25 protein-coding genes and 1 other annotated feature are annotated in these 23,727 nt (G+C 46.4%); of the genes, 18 read left to right on the top strand and 7 right to left on the bottom strand.

From position 1 onward, the window contains the following. Positions 1–10 precede the first annotated feature (10 nt). The 4 genes from fabF to VFK44_15175 all read left to right on the top strand — a co-directional run bounded on the left by fabF (position 11) and on the right by VFK44_15175 (position 4,186). Entirely contained in the window at positions 11–1,255 is a 1,245-nt protein-coding gene (gene fabF / locus VFK44_15160) for a beta-ketoacyl-ACP synthase II (GenBank protein ID HET7629711.1), read from the top strand. Between the two features lie 116 nt (positions 1,256–1,371). Then, a complete protein-coding gene (locus tag VFK44_15165; protein ID HET7629712.1) occupies positions 1,372–1,581 on the top strand; it encodes a hypothetical protein in 210 nt (69 codons plus the stop codon). Between the two features lie 72 nt (positions 1,582–1,653). Next, a complete protein-coding gene (locus VFK44_15170) occupies positions 1,654–2,412 on the top strand; it encodes a YjbA family protein (protein ID HET7629713.1) in 759 nt (252 codons plus the stop codon). 199 nt (positions 2,413–2,611) lie between these two features. Continuing rightward, positions 2,612–4,186, top strand: coding sequence for a hypothetical protein (locus tag VFK44_15175; GenBank protein HET7629714.1), 1,575 nt, complete (start codon positions 2,612–2,614; stop codon positions 4,184–4,186). Between the two features lie 71 nt (positions 4,187–4,257). Here the strand turns inward: VFK44_15175 and trpS are convergent, their stop codons facing one another. Next, complete coding sequence (gene trpS / locus VFK44_15180) at positions 4,258–5,238, bottom strand: tryptophan--tRNA ligase (GenBank protein ID HET7629715.1); 981 nt, start codon at positions 5,236–5,238, stop codon at positions 4,258–4,260. A 47-nt stretch (positions 5,239–5,285) separates the two neighbouring features. Further along, positions 5,286–5,532, bottom strand: a binding site (T-box leader). A gap of 48 nt (positions 5,533–5,580) precedes the next feature. Further along, the gene (locus VFK44_15185; protein ID HET7629716.1) at positions 5,581–5,946 is read right to left on the bottom strand and encodes a DUF3899 domain-containing protein; all 366 of its coding nucleotides are present in this window, start codon (positions 5,944–5,946) and stop codon (positions 5,581–5,583) included. Positions 5,947–6,214: 268 nt separating this feature from the next. On the opposite strand from VFK44_15185, the gene VFK44_15190 reads away from it, so the two are divergent. The 5 genes from VFK44_15190 (at position 6,215) to VFK44_15210 (ending at position 12,145) form a co-directional block, all read left to right on the top strand. Beyond that, positions 6,215–7,972 (top strand): peptide ABC transporter substrate-binding protein, encoded by a 1,758-nt coding sequence (locus VFK44_15190; GenBank protein ID HET7629717.1) that lies wholly within the window; start codon positions 6,215–6,217, stop codon positions 7,970–7,972. Positions 7,973–8,140: 168 nt separating this feature from the next. Beyond that, positions 8,141–9,070 carry an ABC transporter permease gene (locus tag VFK44_15195; protein HET7629718.1) on the top strand — a complete coding sequence of 310 codons (930 nt, stop codon included), beginning with the start codon at positions 8,141–8,143 and terminating at the stop codon, positions 9,068–9,070. A 2-nt stretch (positions 9,071–9,072) separates the two neighbouring features. After that, positions 9,073–10,089, top strand: coding sequence for an oligopeptide ABC transporter permease (opp3C, locus tag VFK44_15200; protein ID HET7629719.1), 1,017 nt, complete (start codon positions 9,073–9,075; stop codon positions 10,087–10,089). Between the two features lie 14 nt (positions 10,090–10,103). Then, on the top strand, positions 10,104–11,123 hold the full coding sequence (locus VFK44_15205; GenBank protein HET7629720.1) for an ABC transporter ATP-binding protein: 1,020 nt from the start codon (positions 10,104–10,106) through the stop codon (positions 11,121–11,123). After that, on the top strand, positions 11,123–12,145 hold the full coding sequence (locus VFK44_15210) for an oligopeptide/dipeptide ABC transporter ATP-binding protein (GenBank protein ID HET7629721.1): 1,023 nt from the start codon (positions 11,123–11,125) through the stop codon (positions 12,143–12,145). Before VFK44_15205 ends, VFK44_15210 begins: the two co-directional genes overlap by 1 nt. 55 nt (positions 12,146–12,200) lie before the next feature. Here the strand turns inward: VFK44_15210 and VFK44_15215 are convergent, their stop codons facing one another. After that, positions 12,201–12,371, bottom strand: a complete 171-nt coding sequence (locus VFK44_15215) for a hypothetical protein (protein ID HET7629722.1) — start codon at positions 12,369–12,371, stop codon at positions 12,201–12,203. A gap of 61 nt (positions 12,372–12,432) precedes the next feature. Between VFK44_15215 and VFK44_15220 the strand changes: the two genes are divergently transcribed. Next, positions 12,433–12,984, top strand: coding sequence for a TlpA disulfide reductase family protein (locus VFK44_15220; GenBank protein HET7629723.1), 552 nt, complete (start codon positions 12,433–12,435; stop codon positions 12,982–12,984). A 100-nt stretch (positions 12,985–13,084) separates the two neighbouring features. Then, positions 13,085–14,305 carry a putative glycoside hydrolase gene (locus VFK44_15225; protein ID HET7629724.1) on the top strand — a complete coding sequence of 407 codons (1,221 nt, stop codon included), beginning with the start codon at positions 13,085–13,087 and terminating at the stop codon, positions 14,303–14,305. A gap of 140 nt (positions 14,306–14,445) precedes the next feature. On the opposite strand, the gene VFK44_15230 is transcribed toward VFK44_15225, so the two are convergent. Next, positions 14,446–14,625: a hypothetical protein gene (locus tag VFK44_15230; protein ID HET7629725.1), complete on the bottom strand. Its 180-nt coding sequence runs from the start codon at positions 14,623–14,625 to the stop codon at positions 14,446–14,448. Positions 14,626–14,769: 144 nt separating this feature from the next. Here VFK44_15230 and VFK44_15235 point away from each other — a divergent pair, with 144 nt between their 5' ends. The 7 genes from VFK44_15235 (at position 14,770) to pepF (ending at position 21,789) form a co-directional block, all read left to right on the top strand. Beyond that, on the top strand, positions 14,770–15,360 hold the full coding sequence (locus tag VFK44_15235) for a GNAT family N-acetyltransferase (protein ID HET7629726.1): 591 nt from the start codon (positions 14,770–14,772) through the stop codon (positions 15,358–15,360). A 32-nt stretch (positions 15,361–15,392) separates the two neighbouring features. Next, positions 15,393–15,521, top strand: coding sequence for a hypothetical protein (locus VFK44_15240; GenBank protein ID HET7629727.1), 129 nt, complete (start codon positions 15,393–15,395; stop codon positions 15,519–15,521). Between the two features lie 187 nt (positions 15,522–15,708). Beyond that, a complete protein-coding gene (gene spxA / locus VFK44_15245; GenBank protein HET7629728.1) occupies positions 15,709–16,104 on the top strand; it encodes a transcriptional regulator SpxA in 396 nt (131 codons plus the stop codon). A gap of 252 nt (positions 16,105–16,356) precedes the next feature. Further along, positions 16,357–17,061 carry an adaptor protein MecA gene (gene mecA, locus VFK44_15250; GenBank protein HET7629729.1) on the top strand — a complete coding sequence of 235 codons (705 nt, stop codon included), beginning with the start codon at positions 16,357–16,359 and terminating at the stop codon, positions 17,059–17,061. Positions 17,062–17,195: 134 nt separating this feature from the next. Continuing rightward, entirely contained in the window at positions 17,196–18,713 is a 1,518-nt protein-coding gene (gene cls / locus VFK44_15255; protein HET7629730.1) for a cardiolipin synthase, read from the top strand. A 51-nt stretch (positions 18,714–18,764) separates the two neighbouring features. Then, positions 18,765–19,937: a competence protein CoiA family protein gene (locus VFK44_15260; GenBank protein ID HET7629731.1), complete on the top strand. Its 1,173-nt coding sequence runs from the start codon at positions 18,765–18,767 to the stop codon at positions 19,935–19,937. A 40-nt stretch (positions 19,938–19,977) separates the two neighbouring features. Then, positions 19,978–21,789: an oligoendopeptidase F gene (gene pepF, locus VFK44_15265; protein ID HET7629732.1), complete on the top strand. Its 1,812-nt coding sequence runs from the start codon at positions 19,978–19,980 to the stop codon at positions 21,787–21,789. A 19-nt stretch (positions 21,790–21,808) separates the two neighbouring features. On the opposite strand, the gene VFK44_15270 is transcribed toward pepF, so the two are convergent. The 3 genes from VFK44_15270 to VFK44_15280 form a co-directional block, all read right to left on the bottom strand. Beyond that, on the bottom strand, positions 21,809–22,003 hold the full coding sequence (locus VFK44_15270; protein ID HET7629733.1) for a hypothetical protein: 195 nt from the start codon (positions 22,001–22,003) through the stop codon (positions 21,809–21,811). Positions 22,004–22,077: 74 nt separating this feature from the next. Continuing rightward, on the bottom strand, positions 22,078–22,986 hold the full coding sequence (locus VFK44_15275; GenBank protein HET7629734.1) for a ClpXP adapter SpxH family protein: 909 nt from the start codon (positions 22,984–22,986) through the stop codon (positions 22,078–22,080). Then, positions 22,983–23,387, bottom strand: a complete 405-nt coding sequence (locus VFK44_15280; protein ID HET7629735.1) for a globin — start codon at positions 23,385–23,387, stop codon at positions 22,983–22,985. Before VFK44_15280 ends, VFK44_15275 begins: the two co-directional genes overlap by 4 nt. Positions 23,388–23,727 lie beyond the last annotated feature (340 nt).

Consider the following 23,727-nt stretch of genomic DNA (forward strand, 5'->3'; position numbering starts at 1 on the left):
AGTACGTGTCATGGAAAAAAAACGTGTGGTTGTTACCGGTTTGGGTGCGGTTACCCCGCTCGGCAATAATGTTGGAACGACATGGAAAAATGCAGTTGCCGGAGTCAACGGAGTCGCGGAAGTAACGCGCGTCGATGCTTCGCAGTTTCCTGCCAAAGTTGCAGGTGAAGCGCGAGATTTTGATCCTTCCGAGTACATTGAAAAAAAGGAACTACGGAAAATGGATCGCTTTACCCACTTTGCCATGGCTGCATCGCTCATGGCGGTTAAAGATGCCGACTTGACGATTGACGAAAACAATGCCGACCGCGTCGGCGTTTGGCTCGGATCAGGCATTGGCGGAATGGCTACTTATGAAGAGCAAGTGAAAGTATTCGTTGAAAAAGGCTACCGCCGCGTCAGTCCGTTTTTCGTTCCGATGATCATTCCCGACATGGCGGCGGGACGTGTTTCGATGGAGATCGGTGCTAAAGGGATTAGCGCCTGTACGGTTACCGCTTGCGCGACGGGAACGAATTCGATCGGAGATGCATTCAAGTTGATCCAGCGCGGGGACGCGGACGTCATGATTACCGGTGGTTGCGAAGCCTCGCTGACGAATATGGCCTTTGCTGGATTCAGTGTGATGAAGGCGTTATCGACCAATCCGGATCCGAATTCAGCCAGTCGACCTTTTGACGCTAACCGCGACGGGTTCGTCATGGGCGAGGGAGCCGGTGTCATGGTGCTGGAATCTTTGGAATCCGCACTTAACAGGGGGGCTCACATTTACGCCGAGATTGTCGGATACGGGGCCACTTCCGATGCTTATCACATTACCGCGCCGTTGGAAGATGGAAGCGGCGGAGCGCGTGCGATGCGTCAAGCGCTTGATGACGCCGGCGTCGAACTCGACGAGGTCGGCTATTTGAACGCGCACGGGACAAGCACACCGCCGAACGACGCAATGGAAACGGCTGCAATCAAGACGGTGTTCGGGGAACACGCATACCGTCTTCCGATAAGCTCCACGAAATCAATGACCGGGCATTTGCTCGGGGCGACCGGAGGCGTCGAAGCAATCTTTTGCGTCAAGGCGCTTGAAGACGCGATTTTGCCGCCGACGATTCATTATGAAACGCCCGATCCGAACTGTGATCTCGATTATATTCCGAACGAAGCGAGAAAAGCGGACGGCCTCGAAGTAAGCATGAGCAATTCTTTCGGATTCGGCGGACATAACGCAACGCTCGTTTTCAAAAAATACCATTCTTAAGTATTCTCATCCCCTCAAGCGAAGCTGGCTTGAGGGGATGTCTTTTTTTCGGCATATTCCGATCGGCCGTTCAATAAACTGGGTAACAGGACGAGCAATGAGGGAGAACGCATATTATGGTTATTCGCTTCTTTTTGCTTATGATCGGATTTGGACTTGCCGTCGGCGGGGGTGTCACGGTCATTCTTTACATGAATTTAATGGCCGTCGGCCATGGGTTCGGGCAATATTTGCTTTTTATGGTGACGCGCGTGGAGTTTTATATTTTCTTGACCGGGCTGTCTCTTATATGGGGGAGCTTGTTTTTGCCGTGGGATCGTTCATGAAAATTGTGGAATAAATCAACTTTCCTCTGACCATACTGTGGGTACAAATCCGTGTAAGCGAGGGGTTTTCACATGCAGTATTTAGGAGACGTTTGGGTCAACTGGTTTGAGGGAGAAGAAAATGGCTACAATGTTTGCGAGTTTCATGAATGGCGGAAAGAAGACGTTATTGAATTGCTCGATCAAGTTCCCGTTTTGAAAATCGAACCCGTCTTGTTTGACCAAATCGAGAATGATTTGGCGGATTTGCCTGCCGACTTGCTGGCAGACGTACATAACAAAAGCTTCATACGGAAAAACAATCAGCGCCAGAGCATCGAATATTGTTTTATTGCATATGACGGGATGCGGATCCTCGCGGTCGACACAATGGGGTACCGGATTCCGGTCCGCAAGAGCCGTCTGATTCCGCGACAGGAACAGGTGGTTGCAGAGAAGATGAAGGATGAAAAAACGAGCGTCTATCGTTTCGATAATGACCGGGCTTTGAAGAATTTTCACATTCTTTCTCCCGATCCCCGCTGGATGAGAGGGTTGACGAGACGAGAACGGAAGTTGAAACAATTGTTGTTCATGGCGCTCGATCAGCTTCACGCATCGGGAACAACAGCCGAAGTACGGTATTGGTATACCGAGTGGGTGCCGAAAAAGTATTTTGAAATCCAGACGATGCATTTCGAAGAAGCGTGGCACCAATTGTACGCGGAATTACAAATCGGGTGGTCCGATCACCATTACGACATTTGCGAGCGAATCATTAAGGGACAACCTTTTTTCGAAAATCTTTGGGAAGCGGAACACGGAAAACGAGTCAATGAACAAAATCATTAATGAGCGGCCGCGGAAATGGCGGTTGCTCTTTTTTATTTGCTGCCCTCAGCTCATTTTTAAGTACGCATCTGTAAAACAAAAATGCGTGGTTTTTCAAAAATGAAGGAAAAGTGGATAAATTTATAGTATCATGAGTCGAGAGGGAAGCCGATTCGTTATGGCAAACGCCAAGTGTCATACAAATAAAGGGGGTTTTTACTTGGCGAAATTCATGAAAAGCAGGAAGTGGGGAACGATCGGGATACCGATCGCCATGCTGTTGATTTTAAGTGCTTTGTTATTGTTCCGCAATCTTCAACTGCAACAAGTGCTTCCGAGTGAGGGGTGGAGCCGCTCAATCCAATTACCCGCAATAGCATCCGGAAGGGACTATCCCTTCTTAAGGGAAGCGGACGGGAAATTTGAAATTTACACACGAGGAAAAACCGAACTCCACCGTCTTGTGGTAGATTCTGAACTGAACGTCGTCAACGATTCGAAACTCGCGGTGAAGATCGCCGCCGACAAACCGTTTTGGGCAGGAAACCACAAGGTTGTTTATTTGAAAAAAGATCAATTGATGCTCAACGACGAAGGGAAAAATTCGGTTTTGGCGTCAAGTGTTGACGGCATGCAAGCTGCTGGAGACAATCTGATCCTATGGAAAGGGACGAAATTGTACAAAGTCGATGTGTCGAGCTTTCAATTAAACAAAATTGGTGAGACACAACATTGGATCAAACATGTCGTTCTGGATAAAGAAAAAGACTCGTTTCTTGTCGTCTCCGTTCCCGACGGCGAACATATGCAAACTGTATTTTTCAAGAAAACCGGGAAGAACTATAAACGCTTTCCGCTGTTTACGATCCCAACATCTCCGAATACCAGTGTTGCAGGTTTCGATTTCGCCGTCAACGGAAAGGAAGTGAAAGTTTCCTATTCAGCCTACGTAGCGGGGGCAGGCGGAGCGCGGAGAGACAATTATCTCGGCAGCGCCGTCTTGCAAAGCCCGAAACCGAAAACTTCGGTAAATCTTATTCGATCGATTCACGATGAAGAGACGAAGGCAGCGATTCCGGAGGCCGCCTTCAGCCGAATTTCATATGTAAAAGGGGAACCGGTCATTTTGCTCACCGGACGAGGGATTTTGCCGACAGGCGTCGAAGCGGACAGCGTATTCCGAGCGGTAAATGAAAACGGTCAATGGACAGCGTCGCGGATCAGTTCCACGAACGGACCTTCGGAAAACCCTTTCTGGCTGAACGACCAGACGGTGTTATGGTTTGATTTTGACGATTACGAACGGTACCGACTAGAGGGCGCAAGTCAAGATCCTGAAGTCATATCGGAGAGTTTGCAGCTGCGCAGCGAGGATTGGGCAAATGCGTTCAACCATATGCTGCCCACGTTAACAGGGTCTTTGCTCATGTTCTTTTATGCGAGTTTTCTCTGGGCATTGCCGGTCGGACTTTTTCTAGTCATTTTAATGATTACGAGCATTACGATGATGGAACGAAATCCGTCCTGGATTCTGTATGTCTCGATCGCCTTATATTTAGGCATGCAGTTGTATTTCATCCAAACCCTTCTGACGGAAACATTTTTCCGGTATGCGCCCGAATATTTAACTTTCCCCGGAGGGATCTATATCGTTCCGGTCATTTTGGCGGCAGCTTCATGGTTTATTTTACGCGCGGTTGGGACAGAAGACTGGGGAGTCATTGCACGAACGAGCTATTTTATCGGTATCGACGGTCTCATGCTCGCGTTTCTAATGGGTCCTTACATGATTTAAGACACAAAAACACCCTCGTTGTTTCCTCCCGAGGGTGTTTTGCTTTTTTTCGCTTTTCGTTTACGGTTGTTTCATCGACCGAGCCCGACGGCTTTTTCAACTTTTTTCAAGGTTTTTTGCGCCGTTTTGCCGGCTTTTGCCGCCCCGCGGTCGAGCGCCTCATCGACCAGGCTCGATTCGATGATTTCGTAATACCGTTTTTGCAACGGCCGCAATTTTTCCACTACCGCCTCCGCCACGTCTGTCTTAAATGCTCCGTATCCTTTTCCTTCGTACGCTGTTTCGATTTCTTCGATCGTTTTTCCGGAACAGAGCGAGTAAATGGACATCAAGTTGCTGATTCCCGGCTTCTTCTCCGGATCGAATCGCACGGCCATGTCAGAATCCGTTGTTGCGCTCTTGATTTTTTTGATGATACTTTTTTCATCGTCGAGCAAATAGATCGTCGCTTTTTCGTTCGCGTCAGACTTGCTCATTTTTTTCGTCGGTTCGACAAGTGACATGATTCGCGACCCGATTTTCGGAATTTGTCCTTCCGGCATCGTAAAGATTTCGCTGAAACGGCGATTGAAACGTTCCGCGATATCTCGCGTCAGTTCAATGTGCTGCTTTTGGTCGTCGCCGACCGGAACGATCTCGGTATTGTATAACAAGATGTCGGCCGCCATCAACGGTGGATACGTAAGCAAGCCTGCCGAAACCGCCTCTCTGTTTTGCGACTTGTCTTTAAACTGAGTCATGCGTTCCAGTTCGCCGATATAAGCGACACATTGCATGATCCACGCCAGCTGGGCGTGTGCGGGCACTTCCGACTGAATGAAAAGCGCAGATCGGTCGGGATCGATTCCGGCTGCCAAATAGAGGGCTGCCAGTTGCCGGATGTAGTTTCGCAATTCAGCAGGATCTTGAGGCAAAGTAATCGCATGCTGATCGACGATGCAAAAGTAACATTCGTTATCGTCCTGCATAGGGGGGAAATGTTGCAAAGCGCCGAGATAATTGCCGAGCGTAAGCGTTGCCGTTGGTTGAATTCCGGAAAAAATCACAGCCATAGGTCATCGTCCTTTCTCTTATCAAAATAAAAAAGTTCATCCATCCACATCGGGACGAATGAACCGCGGTACCACCCTTATAGTCCCGTCCTTTGACGGAACCGCTTGAGTCCGAGGAGGCCGACGAGCTTCCCCGGTTTTCTTTGTAACGCCTGAAAATGACGCCGAAGCCTACTCCTTATCGTTTCGGTTCGGAGCTCCGAAGCCCATTCCGCACCGTCCGCTTCCCGTTCGCACCAACCACGGGCTCTCTGCAAGCTTTTGAATGCGTACTTTCTTCATCATCGCCGAATTGAACGTGTTTTTAACTTGAAAGAAGTATACAAAAGTTTCGCTGGAAAATCAAACAATGTAAGAAAGTATCATCGTAACAATGAATAAGATCCCGCCGACAATCAAAAGCGGATAAGTAATCGAAAATGAAACGGGTTTCGGAATGTCGTCTTCATCGTCGCCTTCCAGCAGTTTCCCCATCTTCGTTCCTTTTCTGAAAAACCGTCGGAAACTGTATACGATCGCATTGAAAAAGCCTCCGGAAATAACGAACAACGATGCGCCGACGATGAGCAGCAACAACGACGCAAGAAAGGCAGCATTGATCACCGAAAGAAGGCTCCATTCGGAAGAATTAACGGTTGCAAACATTGCTGCCAATATCAAGCTGAATAAAACAATTGCCGAATATATCCAAATTTGTCGAAACTGCATAATAACCTCCAACAGAAGTCCTTTGTCTACAAGTGTAACACATTTAAGATGAATGTTTACGCGCGGTTAAACTGGGTCTTTGGACCTAATTTCTGTTATCGGAACGTAATGAACAAAGGGTTTTTTGAAAAATACATGGAAAAAATAATGCAAAAGTGTGAAGAAACTAGTATAATACTGTTTGTAGATCCGTTGCACAACAAATCTGACAGTTCGTGAAACCGGAATCTACGAAATTATCATAACCTTTAAGGGAGGTCATACCTGCATGAAGGGCAAATCAAAATGGTCCCTGTTACTCGCGCTCGTTTTCGTGTTGAGCCTGTTCCTTTCCGCATGTAGCGGCGGCGGTGGCGAAACAACCAATGAAGGCAGCAGCGGAAATGAAGGCGATTCGGGTACCGAAAATAAAACCGGTGGCGATGAAAACAAGGTTGAAACGTTCAACATCGCGGTCGCTTCGGAGATCCCGACGATGGATACGTCCAAAGGCGACGACGAAGTTTCGTTTAACCAATTCTCGGCTGCTTTCGAAGGCTTGTTCACGATGAACTCGAAAGGTGAAATCGTGCCTGCCGAAGCAACGGGCATGCCGGAAGTTAAACCGGTTAAAGTGAAGGTTAAGGACGACAAAGGAAAAGAAGTTGAGAAAACATACTACCAGTATACGTTCCACCTGCGTGACGGCATCGTTTGGAGCAATGGCGAACCGGTTACGGCAGAAGATTACGTATACGCATGGCAAAGATTGATCGATCCGAAGCGCGGCGCGACTTATTCGTATTTGGCACCGACGCTCGGACTCGTAAATGCCGCTGAGATCATGAACGAAGACAGCGATCTTTACGGGAAGCTTGACAAGCTTGGCGTCAAAGCAGTTGACGACAAGACGTTGCAAATGACTTTGGTGAAAAAGGTACCGGACAAGATGCTCCTCAGCTTGATGCAATTCCCGAGCTTCTTCCCGATCCCGAAAGATTTTGCCGAAGAGCAAGGCGACCAATATGCGCTCGAACCTGAAAACCTTCTGTTCAACGGTCCTTACGTGATGACCGAATGGAAGCATAACGAAGGTTGGACGTACAAGAAGAACGATAAGTATTGGGACAAAGAAAATGTCGATCTCGAGGAAATCCACTACAAAGTAGTTAAAGAACAGTCGACTCGCGTGAATCTTTACGAAGTCGGCAAACTCGATATCGTCGGTCTCAGCTCGCAATATGTTAAGAAATATCAAGACAATCCTGAGTTCCATACGGCTCTCGGAACTGCCGTGTTCTACTTCATGTTGAACGAAGACAACAAGTTCTTGGACAACGTTAACATCCGCAAAGCGCTTGCATTGTCTTGGAACAAAAAGCAGTTCACCGACGTGTTGTTGAACGACGGTTCGATTCCGGCATGGTTCCTTGTACCGAAAGACTTTGCAATGGGTCCTGACGGAAAAGACTTCCGTGCGAAATACGGGAACTTTGGCGAGTTTAACCCTGAAAAAGCGAAAGAGTATTGGCAAAAAGGGTTGGATGAACTCGGCGTTGATTCGATCAAACTCGAAGTACTCGCGTATCCGGGTAAGACGGTTAAAGATAACATTTCGTTCGTTATCAACCAGTGGGAGCAAAACTTGCCTGGGTTCGAAGCCACTTTGAACCAGCAAGAATTTAAAGTCATGCTCGAAAAAGAAAACAGCGGTCAGTATCAGATTGCTTACGCTGGCTGGGGTCCGGACTATCAAGATCCGATGACTTTCATGGATCTGTGGGTAACGGGCGGCGGTCATAACGACATCGGTTACTCGAATCCGGAGTACGACAAGCGGATCGAATATGCGAAAACGCATCCGCAAGATGCCGAAGGCCGTTGGACGAAAATGCAAGAGGCTGAGAAGATCTTGTTCGAAGATCAAGCCATCATTCCGATGTATCAAGAAGGATCGGCCTATCTTTTGAGCAAGAAAGTGAAAAACTTTGCGAACCATCCGTTCGGCCCAGACTACACTTGGAAGTATTGGGAAATCGAAGAATAAATTCACGTGCTTCTGAGCTTTGTCTTCAGGAGAGTATGTGTCGTCCTGACATGTACTCTCCTTCTTAATGAGTTGAAAATAATTGGAAGATTACTATAACGCTTGCCTGAAATTTAATTGTCCTCTAAACTATCATAATGAGAGCCGAATTTATGGAGGAGGTGTAGTATGCTTAAATATACGTTGTCAAGAATCGGATATATGCTCGTCACATTTTTCGTCATTGCTGCGATGACGTTTATGATGATGCAGTTATTGCCCGGTTCACCTTTCAATTCCGAAAAATTGACAGATGAGCAAATTGAAATCTTGAAAAAAGCATACGATTTGGATGAGCCGGTTCCGCAAAGGTTCGTCAAATATATGGTCGGCCTTGTTCAAGGAGATTTAGGTGTTTCGTTCGCATTGGACGGACGACCGGTTTCGCAAATCATTTCGAACCGGATCGGACCGAGTGCGACCATTGGCGGGGAAGCGATTGTCTTTGGGACGATATTAGGTTTATTGTTAGGGATCATCGCTGCCTTAAAACGGAATACGATTATCGACTATTCAGCGATGGTCATTGCCGTACTCGGTATATCAGTTCCAGCTTTTGTGCTCGGGGCGCTCTTGCAATATTACTTTGCGGTGAAATGGCGATTGTTTCCCGTCACGTTTCATGACAGTATCGAAGGCCATATATTGCCGGTCTTTTCACTTGCGGTTCTCGTAATCGCGACGGTGGCCCGTTTCATGAGAACGGAAATGCTTGACGTGCTCGGGCAAGATTACATTATGACCGCAACGGCAAAAGGGTTGTCGCGAGTGCAAGTCATATTTAAACATACGGTACGTAACGCTCTCATACCGGTGGTTACGATTATTGGTCCGCTGATCGTGGCGTTAATGACCGGTTCCCTTGTAATCGAAGCGATATTCGCCGTACCCGGCTTGGGCAGCGAATTCGTTGATTCGATTAGTAAACGTGATTACCCAATGATTATGGGCGTTACGCTATTCTACAGCATGCTGTTTATCAGTTCGATATTGGTGGTCGACTTGATGTACGGCGTCATAGATCCGAGAATTCGACTGGCAGGGGGCGATGACAAGTGAGCATGAAGGAAGAGCATTTGACGAAAGACATGTTCCAGCCTGTCGAAAAAAGTGAATATGATTTGGAGAATATTTCACGGCCATCCATCGGTTTTTGGCGTGATGCTTGGAGACGTCTCTTTAAAAACAAAGGGTCTGTCGTCGGGTTGATTCTTATTATCTTTTCCATTTTCATGGCCATTTTCGGACCTTCGATGAACGATTATGGCTTCAACGATCAAAACCCGGTCAGACAATACTTGCCGCCGCGCGTACCGGTGCTGGAAAATATTCATTGGCTTGGGTTGGACGGTGTCGATTTCAGCGGCGAAAGTCCGTATTTAACGCGCGGAGGCTTTGAAGATTCCTACTTTTGGTTCGGTACTGATTCGTTAGGCCGCGACGTTTGGACGCGAGTATGGCGCGGAACGAGAATTTCATTGTACATCGCCTTTTTGGCTGCAGCGATTGACCTTCTTATCGGCGTTGTTTACGGCGGCGTCTCTGCGTATTACGGCGGAAAAGTCGATAACGTCATGCAACGAATTATCGAAGTTCTCATCGGCATTCCGAATCTTATCGTAATCATCTTGTTCATCCTATGGCTGCAACCAGGGATATTATCCATTACATTAGCGCTCGTAATAACAGGATGGGTAAGTCAAGCGAGAATTGTCCGCGGGCAAATTCTTAAATTGAAAAGCGACGAATTTGTTTTGTCTGCCCGAACATTGGGAGGCGATGGTCCGCGTATCATTTTTAAACACTTGGTTCCAAATACACTTGGTCAAATTATCATCACCTCAATGTTTACGATTCCTAATGCGATCTTCTTCGAAGCTTTCTTAAGTTTCATTGGTCTCGGAATCGCGCCTCCGGAAGCTTCATTAGGTTCCTTAACGAGAGAGGGATATGAAAGTTTGCAAATTTATCCGTACCTTTGTTTCTTTCCGGCCGCAGTGATCAGTTTGTTAATGATAAGCTTTAACCTGCTTGCAGACGGTATGCGGGACGCTTTTGATCCGAAAATGCGTAGATAGGGGGTCTGTAACGAATGTCAAAGTTATTGGAAGTCAAAGATCTGGAAATCTCCTTTGATACGTACGGTGCTGAAGTTCAGGCCGTCCGCGGGGTGAATTTAGAGTTGGAAAAAGGGGAAGCGCTTGCAATCGTCGGTGAATCCGGTTCCGGTAAATCCGTGACCTCCAAGGCGATCATGAAGCTGATCCCAAGCCCTCCAGGTCGTTTCAAGAATGGAGAAATTTTGTTCGAAGGCAAAGACTTGACGAAACTTAGTGAAAAACAAATGGAAAAAATGCGCGGTTCGGAAATTTCGATGATTTTTCAGGACCCGATGACATCTTTGAACCCTACCATGAGAGTCGGACAGCAAATTGTGGAAGGGTTGCGCAAGCACCAAAATATGAGCCGAAGCGAAGCGAAAAAACGAGCGATCGAAATTTTGAAAATGGTTAAGATTCCGAATGCCGAAGCTCGATTCAAACAGTATCCGCATCAGTTTTCAGGCGGAATGCGGCAGCGTGTCGTCATTGCGATTGCTTTGGCTTGTAATCCAAAAGTGTTGATTGCCGATGAACCGACAACGGCGCTTGACGTGACCATTCAGGCACAGATTCTCGATTTGATGAGAGACCTTCAGAAACAAACCGGGACAGCCATTATTTTAATTACGCACGATCTTGGAGTCGTATCCAACCTTGCGCAAAAAGTGGCGGTTATGTATGCCGGTAAAATTATCGAACGCGGCGACATTGACGATATTTTTTACCAACCGAAACATCCTTATACGTGGGGACTGTTGGCTTCGATGCCGAAATTGCATACGAAATCGGAACAATTATTGGCGATTCCGGGAACACCGCCGGATTTGGCAAAACCTCCGAAAGGATGTCCGTTTGCCCCGCGCTGTCCGCACGCCATGAAAGTGTGTACGGAATACATGCCGGAATATACGGACGTTTCCGAAACGCATCAGGCCGCTTGCTGGCTGCTTGATGAACGGGCACCGGAAGTGGAGCCCCCTGAAGCCGCAGTTGTAGGAGGTTCGGAATAATGGCGATGTCGGAAGAAAGATTGCTGGAAATCAAAAATTTGAAGAAATATTTCAAAGTAGGCCGAAAACAAGTGCTGAAAGCCGTAGACAATATCAGCTTTCATATAAACAAAGGCGAAACATTCGGACTTGTCGGCGAGTCCGGGTGCGGGAAATCTACCGCCGGTCGGACGATTATTCGCTTATATAATGCAACTGAGGGAGAAATTACGTTTGACGGCAAGAAGGTTCATGGAAAAAAGACGAAAAGCGAGTTGAAAACGTTCAGCCGCAAAATGCAAATGATTTTTCAGGACCCTTACGCTTCCTTGAACCCTCGGATGACCGTTAAGGACATCATCGCCGAAGGGATCGACATTCATGGTTTAGCAAAAAACAGTAAAGAACGTCTTGATCGTGTATATGAATTGTTGGAAACCGTCGGGTTGAACCGCGACCACGCGAGCCGGTACCCGCACGAATTCAGCGGCGGACAGCGGCAGAGAATTGGAATTGCTCGTGCTCTTGCGGTCGATCCCGACTTCATTATCGCCGATGAACCCATTTCTGCTCTTGACGTTTCCATTCAAGCGCAAGTCGTGAACTTGTTGCAGAAATTGCAAAGAGAACGCGGGTTAACTTACTTGTTTATTGCGCATGACTTGTCGATGGTCAAGCATATCAGCGACCGTGTCGGCGTGATGTATCTTGGAAATATGGCCGAAGTGGCTACTTCCGACGATCTTTATGCCGAACCGCTCCATCCGTATACGCAGGCACTGCTGTCGGCAATTCCGGTACCGGATCCCGAAGTGGAAAGAAATCGTGAGCGGATCATCATCGAAGGAGATGTGCCCAGCCCGATTTCTCCTCCGAGCGGCTGTCGTTTCCGTACGCGCTGCCCGTTCGCGATGGACGTTTGCGCAAAGGAAATACCAAGATGGCAAGAATATCGGGACAACCATTGGGTCGCTTGTCATTTGTATGACGAGGAATTCAATGAAGGCAAGAAACCACCCGAGCCTCCGAAAATCGAAGTGTAACGTAAAAAACCTTCTGTGAATCACAGAAGGTTTTTTTCATGCATGCCCGATTTTTTTATTTTTTGTTCCGTATGATTATGACCAATCTCGCAGCATAAACGCCAAAGCAAACGAACAGCCACCCTTTGAGGATCCAGCCGAGATTTTGATCCAAAGAATAAGAATAAAAAATCATGCCGAGCAGTACAAATATACAAACGGCGAGAAGCACCTGGGTGATTTGCATCATGTCCCTCCTTAATCCTTAATTATAACACGATTCACGCAAAAAGATCGGAGGACTGAACATGAAGAGAGCCGCGATCGGATTATGGATGGCGGGGATTGGCGTTGTTAGTTGTTTCTTGCTTTTGAAGACGCCTCCACTTCCTTCGACGACGCCATTTCCGCAGGCGGATGCTGCATCGACGAAAGCGAAGCAAGCTGAACAAACCGCCCCGTCATTCTCCTTACCGTCATTATCAGGACAACCCGTATCTCTCAGCGATTACCGCGGGTCTCTCGTACTGTTGAATTTTTGGGCATCGTGGTGTGGACCGTGCCGACATGAAGCGCCCGTGCTTAACAAGATGCACAAACAATTTTCGGGACGCGTGAAAATCATTGGCGTCAACATGACGTCTCAAGAGTTAAGCGTTAAGGACGTGAAACAGTTTGTAAAACGGTACGATTTGCAATTCCCTGTTCTTCTCGACCGGACAGGAACCGTCATGAAACGTTATCACATTGTTGCTGTACCAACAACATTTCTTGTCGGACGCAGCGGACAAATCCTCGAAAAGTTCCGAGGCGAAATGACACTTGATGATCTTAAGAACACATTAGCGCGAACTGGATAAAATTTTATTAAAAAACTTGTCGGAACGTCCTTCAAAATGTTGCATTTTGACACTATAATGAAAAGAAAGACATGAATATGTTACATACGGGGGTTCTTGCATGGGGAGAAAGTGGGTCTTGTCGTTCGTCGCATCCTTACTTTTATTCATCGTTTTCAAAGCGGATACGAGTAGTGCAAAAGAAAACGTAAAACTGGTTCAATGGCTGAGTACCGCGCATTTTCAATTACATCCATTGGTTTTGCCCGATCCGATTCCGCGTTTCGTTTTCGATTCGGGATACGATTTTCAGCGGCCGAAGCATGTCCGGGGTATTTATTCCACGGCCTGGTCAGCCGGAGGTTCGCGTTTAGACAAACTCATTAACTACATTGATTCGAACGACTTGAACGCAATCGTCATCGACATTAAAGACGATCACGGCACAGTCACTTTCACACCGGAAGACAAAAACGCACCGTACGCCTTTGCTTCGAAATCGATCATCGGCGATCCGGAAGCATTAATGAAAAAGCTGGAACAGCATCACATTTGGCCGATCGCCCGTATTGTTTGTTTCAAGGATGCGGTGTATGCCGAGAAGCACCCAGAGGCAACATTCAAAAAGCCGAATGGAGAAATTTGGACGAACGGCAACGGGGAAGCTTTCATTAATCCTTTTCTGAAACAGACGTGGGACTATAACGTAAGCGTTGCAAAAGCAGCTGTAAAACTCGGGTTTCAGGAAATACAATTCGATTACGTCCGATTCCCCGAAGGGTTTGAAAGACGCGCCGGAAAATTGACCTATACGACGGGAACCTACCCCGCCTACAATGAAGAAAACAAGAAACTTGATGTGAAACAGCGAGTGAATGCGGTAACGGACTTCGTAGCGTATGCACACGAACAACTGGATCGGTTTGACGTTGATGTATCCGTTGATATTTTCGGCTATACCGCGACACTTCCGGCAGCTCCAGGAATCGGCCAAAACATGTCGAGAATCTCGCAGCACGTCGATGTTATTTCGGCGATGATCTATCCGAGTCATTGGACTTCTTATTTCGGCATTCGCTATCCCGACTTGCATCCTTATGAATTGACAGATGCGTATGCAAAAGCGGAGACTGAAAAGCTGTCGAAATTGGAAAATCCGCCGATCTCACGTCCATGGATTCAAGACTTTACGGCCACTTGGCTGCCTCACCACTTGAATTACGGCAAAGCGGAAGTCGAAGCACAAGTCAAAGCTCTTGAAGACAACGGCATACATGAGTTTCTTGTTTGGGACGCGGCAAACACTTATACGCCAGGCGTCGATTATACACCTGGCAATTGAGCGAATAAATTGACTTTTAGAAGCGAATCCTATAAAATAATAAAGCGAAAAAATCCTTCACTTTAAAGTGAAGGATTTTCGTCTTGCATTCTCTGTTGGAACTCAAATTTGGACGGCTTCATTTCTAAAGCGCGTGATGATTACTCTCGCGTCATTTTTCGCCATCCTTCTTGGGATCGCGCTGTTTGGTCCGAAAAGTGGTTACCTCGTTTTCGTCCGAACAACCGCAAGCCGATTCCGGCGGATAGGACGCCGAGCATAGCGGTCAACCCAATGATCGCCGCAGCCATGACGACAAAGTCAACGATGAATGATGACACGACCGTTCCCTCCAAACGCGTTCTTCTTATTATTGTAGCAAACCGCCGGCAGATTGAACATGGGAAATATTCGCACGATTTAAAGTGTCATGGCGGAATACTTCGTGTGGTATAATAATCATAACAAAAAGGTGATGTCCTTCAATGAATTGGTATGAAAAGTTGAATGAGTATTTTCCAGTCGAAGAAATGAAATCGAAGGAACACATGGAATTGTTGTTGAAAGAAAAAGGTCATATGTACCATAAAGACGAGGGTCCGAACCATGTGTTGATGTATGCGGAAACGAAAGATTTCGTGTTTGTCGATTACGTTTACGTCTCGAGCAAAGCGAGAGGGCAAGGGCTCGGTCATAAACTCATCGAGAAGCTGAAAAAGAAAAACAAACCGATCATTCTCGAAGTTGAGCCGGTCGATTACGACGACAGCGATACGGAAAAGAGATTGCATTTCTACAAACGTGAAGGTTTTGAACATGCGATTTCGATCGGATACCGCCGCCGTTCGTTAGCGACGAACGAAATTAACCAGATGGAAATCTTATATTGGTCTCCGCAAAATGAATCCGAAGAAAGCATCCTCGAGAAGATGAAAAAAACGTACGAAGAAATTCATACTTACAAAGACGAAGAACTGTACGGAGAAACATACGAAGACGTCGAGAAAGTGCTTAGCATCGAGAAAGAAAAGGACGAAAACATTTTGGAATTTGATCAAGAGAAGAAACCCTCGTAAGGTCGACCATCACGAAAGGAAGGTGAACGGCCATGAAAGAGAAAGATAAAGCGAAAAAGAAGAAAAAGAATTTGTTAAAGGATGTTCTTAAAGAGAAATTGAAAAGGTGGAATCCGGAATTGCCGAAATCCCCTTCGTCAAATACGAAAACGTCCGCTTAAAGGAGATTTTTAAAAAATCTCCTTTTTTGTGATTAGAATTTAACATTTAGGGTAAATACACTATAACTCGCCAAATCGATCAAGCACAATGTTCACAGAGGATACATAAATACCCACTATCCAAATTAGAAAAGTTATTATATAATAAAACTAGTGTAACGGATGTCACCGAAAGGAGTGAGACCGAATGATTACGCTTTATACTTCTCCGAGCTGTACTTCTTGCCGTAAAGCGAGGGCATGGCTCGACGAACATGAAATTCCTTACGAAGAACGAAATATTTTTTCCGAACCGTTAACGGTTGAAGAGATAAAAGAAATTTTTCGAATGACTGAGGACGGCACGGACGAAATTATTTCAACTCGATCGAAAGCGTTTCAAGAACTTGATATTCACCTTGAAACGATGCCGCTTCAACAGTTGTTCCAGTTGATCAGCGATAATCCTGGGCTGTTACGCAGACCGATTATTTTAGACGAAAAACGACTGCAAGTCGGTTACAACGAGGATGAAATTCGACGCTTCTTACCGAGAAAGGTACGTACGTTTCAACTGCGAGAAGCGCAAAAGATCGTCAATTAGAACACTACAACTCAACGAAGCACTTTTCCGGTTCGGAAGGTGCTTTTTTACATCTTTATTCTAAGGTTCTCATAGGATAGGTAACAGTACAAGATGGAAAACCTTGAGCGTATTGATGTCACTCCTTTTTCCTTTGTCATAAACTACATGTACAAGGGATTTTTCGATGGTTTTCTCTTGCATAACCATTCATGGTAAGATAGAATTGCAAAAACCCCTTTCGTGATTCTCATTAAGAAAGGAGTCAACGCGATGAAAATTGAACGAGTGAACGAAAACACGCTGAAATTTTTCATCACTTACATGGACATGGAGAAACGCGGATTTGACCGCGAAGAAATCTGGTATAATCGAGAACGCGGCGAAGAGCTGTTTTGGGAAATGATGGATGAGGCGCATAACGAAGAAGAGTTTTCGATGGAAGGTCCGCTATGGATTCAAGTGCAAGCAATGGAAAAGGGACTCGAAATTATCGTAACGAAGGCGCAGCTGTCCAAGGACGGTTCGAAACTCGAATTGCCGATTAATGACGATAAGCATATCGATATTCCAGTCGATGAGAAGATGGAGAGTTTGATTGAGCATATGACTTACAAGAAGAAAAGAAAGCTGCAGGCAATCTCGGCGGTGAACGTCGATCCCGAAGAAGATGCCGACCTCTCCTTTCTTGTCGGATTCAATGATTTTGAAGACGCGATTCAATTGAGTCACCGTTTTCAATCTGAACGGCTGCGGACCAGTCTTTATTCTTTCGAAAATCGGTATTACATGAACGTTGTTTTTCCCGGCGATGATTGGGATGAGGACGAGGATCTTCAAGACAATCAGTTAAGTGTCTTGCTCGAATACGGATTTGAAACGGACTTAACGATTCATCGTTTGCAAGAATACGGGAAACAAATTATCGAAGACCATGCGGTTGAAACGTTGCGCGAGCAATTCCCGCTTCAATCTTGACAATCGGTTTCCAATCAGGAGATCGATTGTTTTTTTGTGAAAAAAACATCAGGATTATCCCTTCATGCAGAAAAGATTGAATCGATCACGGTCATCTTGTATAGTAGCAATGGAGGAGTGGAAGGGGGGGTCGGATGAAGAAAAATTTGCAGCTTTTGGCGGTCGTTATCATCGTTCTGTTGCTCGTGATTTTCGTAAGAGGGTATTGGGACCGTTGGGTGCTTGAGATGTTAAACATCATTATCTCGTTGACGGTGCTGTTAATTGGCGTAGTCATTTTTTTCGAAAATCGCGATCCGTCAAAAACCATTTCTTGGTTAATCGTCTTGGCCAGCTTTCCGATCGTTGGATTTATTTTTTATATCGTTTTCGGTCAGAGCTATCGTAAGCGGCGGTTATTTCGCAAGCGAACGTTTTTTGACGATCATGTCATGCAACAATTATATGAGACTGAAGGCGAGAATCATCACGCGCATTTAGCCTTGCTCGGCGAGCATCAACAAACGTTTTTAAAACTTTCGAAACGCCTAGGGAAAAGTCCGATCTCGTTTACTACGGAAACGAAAGTGTTGACGAACGGTAAGGTTACGTACGAGGCGATTTACCGCGCCATTAAAGAGGCCCGTCACCATATCCATCTCGAGTATTACATCGTTCGCGACGATACGGTCGGCACGAAATTTAAAGATTTGCTGATTGAAAAAGCGCGCGAAGGGGTGGAAGTTCGCTTTTTGTACGACGCTGTTGGCAGTTGGCTGCTTTCGAAAGGCTACCGGAAGGAACTTGAAGCCGCTGGTGCGCAAGTCGTTTCTTTTTTTCCCGTAAAGCTTCCGTTTTTGAATCATAAAGTGAACTACCGAAACCACCGAAAAATCGTTGTCATTGACGGCAATGTCGGGTTTATCGGCGGGCTGAACATCGGCGACGAATACCTCGGGCAAAAGAAGAACGGATTTCCGTTTTGGCGGGATACGCATTTGATGGTGAAAGGCGAAGCTGTGCACAGTTTGCAACTTATTTTTCTGCAAGATTGGTATTATATGACTGGGGAATCGATCATGTCTCCCGCCTATATGCCGGCGCGGCCCGTGAAGGAAGCAAACCTCGGTGGTGTACAAATGGTGGCGAGCGGCCCTGACGAAGAATGGGAATCGATTAAGCATTTGTTCTTTTCAATGATCGTTTCCGCAAAAAAATCGATTTGGATTGCATCCCCGTATTTCATTCCTGACGCCGATATTTTGACGGCGTTGCGAATAGCCGCATTGAGCGGCATTGACGTGAAGATTCTCGTTCCCGTCCGTCCCGACAAAAGGATTGTCTTTTACGCATCCCGCTCGTATTTCCCGGAATTGCTCGAAGCCGGCGTGAAGATTCATGAATATGAACGAGGATTCATGCACAGCAAAATTATCATTGTCGACGGAGAACTGGCGTCGATCGGCACGGCGAATATGGACATGCGCAGTTTTCATCTTAATTTTGAAGTGAACGCTTTCTTATTTCGCACCTCGAGCACGAACGAACTTGTCACGGATTTTCGCGAGGATCTTTTGCATTCCCGTGAAATTACCTTGGACCAGTTCAAGAGAAGATCCTTATTGTCCCGGACCATCGAATCTACGTCTCGTTTATTGTCACCACTCCTATAAGATGGTAAGATGAGGATAATTCATTTTACCGAAGGAGTGGTGCTTTTGCTCGTGGCGAAACGCCGAAACGGGAACCTTTTTACCTTATCGGAAGACCGTGAGAAAGAACATTTTGCCAAAATCCGGGACAAAGAAACGTTTTTTTGTCCGGCCTGCGACGCCGAGGTGCACATGAAGCTCGGTGACAAGCGGATGTGGCATTTCGCGCATCGAAATGATGCGGCTTGTTCATACTCAGGCGAATCCGAATCCCGCTATCATTTGTCCGGAAAGAAACAGTTGTTCCAGTGGCTGCAAAGTCGACATCCCCCTGTTGAACTTGAACCTTATTTACCTCAAATCAAACAACGCCCCGATCTTCTTTTGCGAACCCGCCCCCAACCGATCGTTTTTGAATTTCAATGTTCTACGATTTCCCGGCAATTGTTCATGAAACGTACGTCATCCTACGAAAACGCCGATTATGTTCCCGTATGGATTCTCGGCGGCAACCGAATGAAGCGCACGAAACGCGACATTTTCCAACTTTCTGAATTGGATTGGCTGGCGCTTCGGAAAACGAAAACGACGGGTGAGCGAATGCTGCTTTATTATTGTCCTGACGCCGGTTGTTTTGCTTCGCTTTCGCAAATCGTTCCTTTCTCTCCTTCTAAAGTGCATGCTAACGTCCGCTTTTATCAAGAATCGCTCGATTCCCTCTCCGATTTGCTCGATCCTCCAGAAACCAATCCTTTTTCCGTCCCAACTCAATGGTTGAACGTGAAACGCCAAAAAAGAACATATGCTTTTCGCGAGCGGAGTAGAGAATGTTTCTATCTTCGAAAGGTCGCAGCTGGACGTCCGCTGTTCCCGCCCGCCGTTGGTTGGCCGACGCCGTCTTCCATTTCCATCGAAACGTCTCCGTTCATTTGGCAAAGTTGGTTGTTTCACCAATTTTTAAAACATGGTGACAGCAGCCGTGTGATTTCCCTTTCATCCGTACGCAAAGCTTTTCATCGGCTCGTTTTCAAAGGCCTTTTTCGTTTGCGGTCCATACCGGCGATTGCAATATCCGAATGCGACGATGCGATTTCCGAATATATGAAATGTCTCGTTCGCTTTGGTTTGTTGGAACCTGTCGGCTTTGCAACTTTTCGATTAGCGGAGGGAACGTCTCTATTTACGCACGAACGCGAAGAAAGTCTGGAAAAGGAGTATTTTGAAAAGCTTTTTGGAATATTTTAAGATAAGATAGAAGTGTGAAATCTATTCCGGAGGTGCATGTATGACAGAGCAAACGAAATCGTTGCCAAAGCGGAGCGAAATCGCAGTGGAGGATAAGTGGAACCTCGAGGCGATTTTCGAAACGGATGAGGCTTGGGAGAAAGAATTCGCGGAAGTGAAAGGTTTATTGCCGGGAATTGCAAAATATCAAGGAAAACTCGGCAAATCCGCGGCAACGTTATACGAAGTGTTGCAGCTGCAGGACGAAATTTCAAGAAGGTTAGGTCAATTGTATACATATGCTCACATGAGATCGGATGAGGATACCGCCAATGCCTTCTATCAAGATATGAACGATCGAGTGGCGAGTTTCGCTGCACGTGTCAGCAGCGCATTGTCGTTTATTGTGCCGGAAATCTTGGCGATGGAAGAAAGCAAATTGGATGAATTCCTGAATGAAGACGAGCGCCTGCGGTTATATGCGTTTGCGTTAGAGCAAATTAACAAGAAACGAAAACATATTCTGCCGGCCGAACAAGAAGCGATTCTTGCGCAAGCGAGCGAAGTGACCGACAATCCTTCGAACACATTCGGCATGTTGAACAATGCCGATTTGGAGTTTCCGTCGATTAAGGACGAAAACGGGGAAGAAGTGGATGTGACGCACGGAAGGTACATTCGCTTTCTTGAAAGTGATGACCGCCGGGTGCGCAAAGATGCGTTTCAAGCGATGTATGATACGTATGGACACTATAAAAATACGTTTGCGAGCACGTTGAGCGGTGCTGTAAAAAGCCATAATTTTTACGCGTCGGTTCGAAATTACGAGTCGGCTCGACAGGCGGCACTCGATGCAAACCATATTCCTGAAAAAGTATACGACAATTTGATTTCGACCGTGCATAAGCATTTGCATCTGCTTCATCGATATGCACGCCTCAGAAAGAATGTCCTGCAGCTTGACGAGCTTCATATGTATGATCTTTATACGCCGCTTGTCAAAGACGTCGAGATGAAATATTCGTTCGACGAAGCAAAAGAGATGGTCCTCCGCGGGTTGAAGCCGATGGGAGAAGACTATTTGCAAGTCATTCGCGAAGGTTACAAAAATCGCTGGATCGATGTATATGAGAACAAAGGTAAGCGAAGCGGCGCTTATTCTTCCGGTTCGTATTCGACAATGCCATATATTTTGCTCAACTGGCAAAACAACGTGAACAGCATGTTTACACTTGCCCACGAGCTTGGCCATTCCGCACACAGTTATTACACGAGAAGACACCAGCCGTATCCGTACGGCAATTATTCAATCTTCGTCGCTGAAGTGGCTTCGACATGCAACGAGTCGTTGTTGAACCATTATTTGCTCGAGACGCTCGAAGACAAGAAAAAGCGGTTGTATTTGTTGAATCACATGTTGGAAGGCTTCCGCGGCACGTTGTACCGGCAGACGATGTTCGCCGAATTTGAGCAGATGATTCATGAAAAAGCGGCTGCCGGCGAATCGCTTACGGCGGATAAGATGACGCGCTTGTATTATGAGTTGAATGTCAAATACTTCGGGGAAGACGTTCACGTCGACGACGACATCGGGCTTGAATGGGCGAGAATTCCTCACTTTTACTTGAATTACTACGTCTATCAGTATGCGACTGGATTCAGTGCGGCCGCTTCATTGTCGAAACAAATTTTGCAGGAAGGCGAACCTGCGGTCAACCGGTATTTGGAATTCCTGAAAGCGGGAAGTTCCGATTATCCAATTGAAGTGTTGAAGAAAGCAGGAGTCGACATGACGACTCCACAACCGATCGAAGATGCGCTGTCGGTATTCGCCGATGTTTTGGAAGAAATGGAACAACTGCTCGAGCAATAACACAGCAAGGACCTCGCCGTCATGAGCGAGGTCCTCCTTCTTTCGGCTTTCGGCGAGCGCCGGCATGGCTTAAACAATGAAGGGTGAAAAAAATTGAAAAGAAACAAAGGGGAGCAGAGGTCCAGAGCGGAACGAGGTGCATCATTCCGAGCAAGAAATAGCCGAAACTGAATGCGGACAGCAGGAAGCCGGCAAAAAACAGCGTCTTGTACATAAACATCCCTCCCTACTGGTTCATATGCAGGGAGGGACTTGGTTATGTCATCGATGATGGACGGACCCGTTATTTCATGCCCGCCAAAAGGTGCCGTTTTTCACGGGGACCCGTTTCACGACTTGTTGCAGCTGCAATTTTTTCATTTTTCTTTCTGCCTCTTCACATGTTAAATCGTAAACCATCGCAATTTCTTTCGTCGAGACGAACGGATATTTCTGCAGAAAGCCTTCGATCGTAGGGGGTTCGCCTGCGTCCGGTTGGCGGCCGAGCATTTCGAAGATGACTTGTTCGTACGCCTTGTACGGGTAGTTTCCGGAAATTTTCACGCCTTCTTCATCTGCTTTTGCATTGAGAAATACAAGCGTCGGCAACGTATCAACTTCCATTTCCCGCGTTGTTTTCATATCGCATTGATAAGCCTTTACGGCGCCTTGCCCTTGAATGTCCCGTTTAAACTCGTCCAGGTCAAGGTTGGTTTCCTCGGCACAACGGAGCAAGGCAGACTCTTCTGAAATATTTTGTTTTTTCAAAAAAAAGGCTTCACGAAGTTTTCGCAAATAGCGAAACCCTGCCTGTTTTCCTTGCAATTCGGCAGCCTTAACCGCGATAACGGCCGGGAACGTTGATTTGATGGATTGCTCCAGCCAGACATCACCATTGCATGGCATGCCGTAGCGGCGGGAAATTTGCTCCCACTGTTCCGCTTTCTCGTTTTTCGTCTTGCTTTCGAGTACGTTTAATGTATTCAGCGTTCCTCCGAGCACGTAACGAAATTTAAAGTATTGTCCGTATTGGATCGTTAATTTCTTGATGATGGGTTCCAAGCCCCAACAATTTGGGCAAGCGGGATCAATAAATGCGTAAATTTCGATTGGTTTTGTTTTATGTTCAACCCGAACGGAAGAAGAGGAAGAATAAGAGTTACACTGACCTGATGCCCCATCGCAATAAGAACGGGTTTCATATCGCGACATACTCATCCCCCTTTTGTTGTTTCTTCTTTCTGGTTTACCATATTAAGGGCAATTATCCGCAAACGGGCGAAGATCGATTCTTTCCATTTTGTGTCCAGTTCGATTTCATCCATCGCCGCGTTCATGCACGCCAGCCAAGCGGTTGCCCGTTCCGGCGTGATTGGAAATTGCATATGACGCGCCCGCAGCATGGGGTGTCCGCGTTCTTCCAAATATAATGGCGGTCCTCCCAATAGTTGCGTCAAGAACAGTTTTTGCTTATGAGCCGTTTCCGTTAAATCGTCCGGAAAGATGGGAAACAGTAAGTCGTGCTTTTTCACTCTTTTATAAAAGGCGTTCACGAGTTTTTCAATCGTTTTGGCTCCGCCAATGGCTTTGTATGGGTTCACTTCAATCTCTTGTTTCATCGTTATTGCTCCTTGCTTCAGTAACCATTAAATTAACTTCCTTATTCCTTCCAATGTAGTTTTTATTGTAGCAAGCGTTTGAAGGGACAGCAAATTATAAGCTTTTAAATGATTTATTTTTGCGACGGACCCTTCCGTTCAATGAGCGTATGAGGGGAAGCAAACAATTTGCGGCAAACGATTCATAACTTGCGCGATTTGGCCGATAAAATAAGAGATGTTCATCGATGAATAGGAGCAAGGGATAACATTAGTTTCAAGGCTATTATTTTTCAAAACCGATGGCTGATCCCTTATCCGCTATTGGCATTGAAACGAGAATCGCCGACCCCGTACGGGG

It is taken from the genome of Bacillales bacterium (genome assembly GCA_035700025.1).
Lineage (GTDB): Bacteria > Bacillota > Bacilli > Bacillales > DASSOY01 > DASSOY01.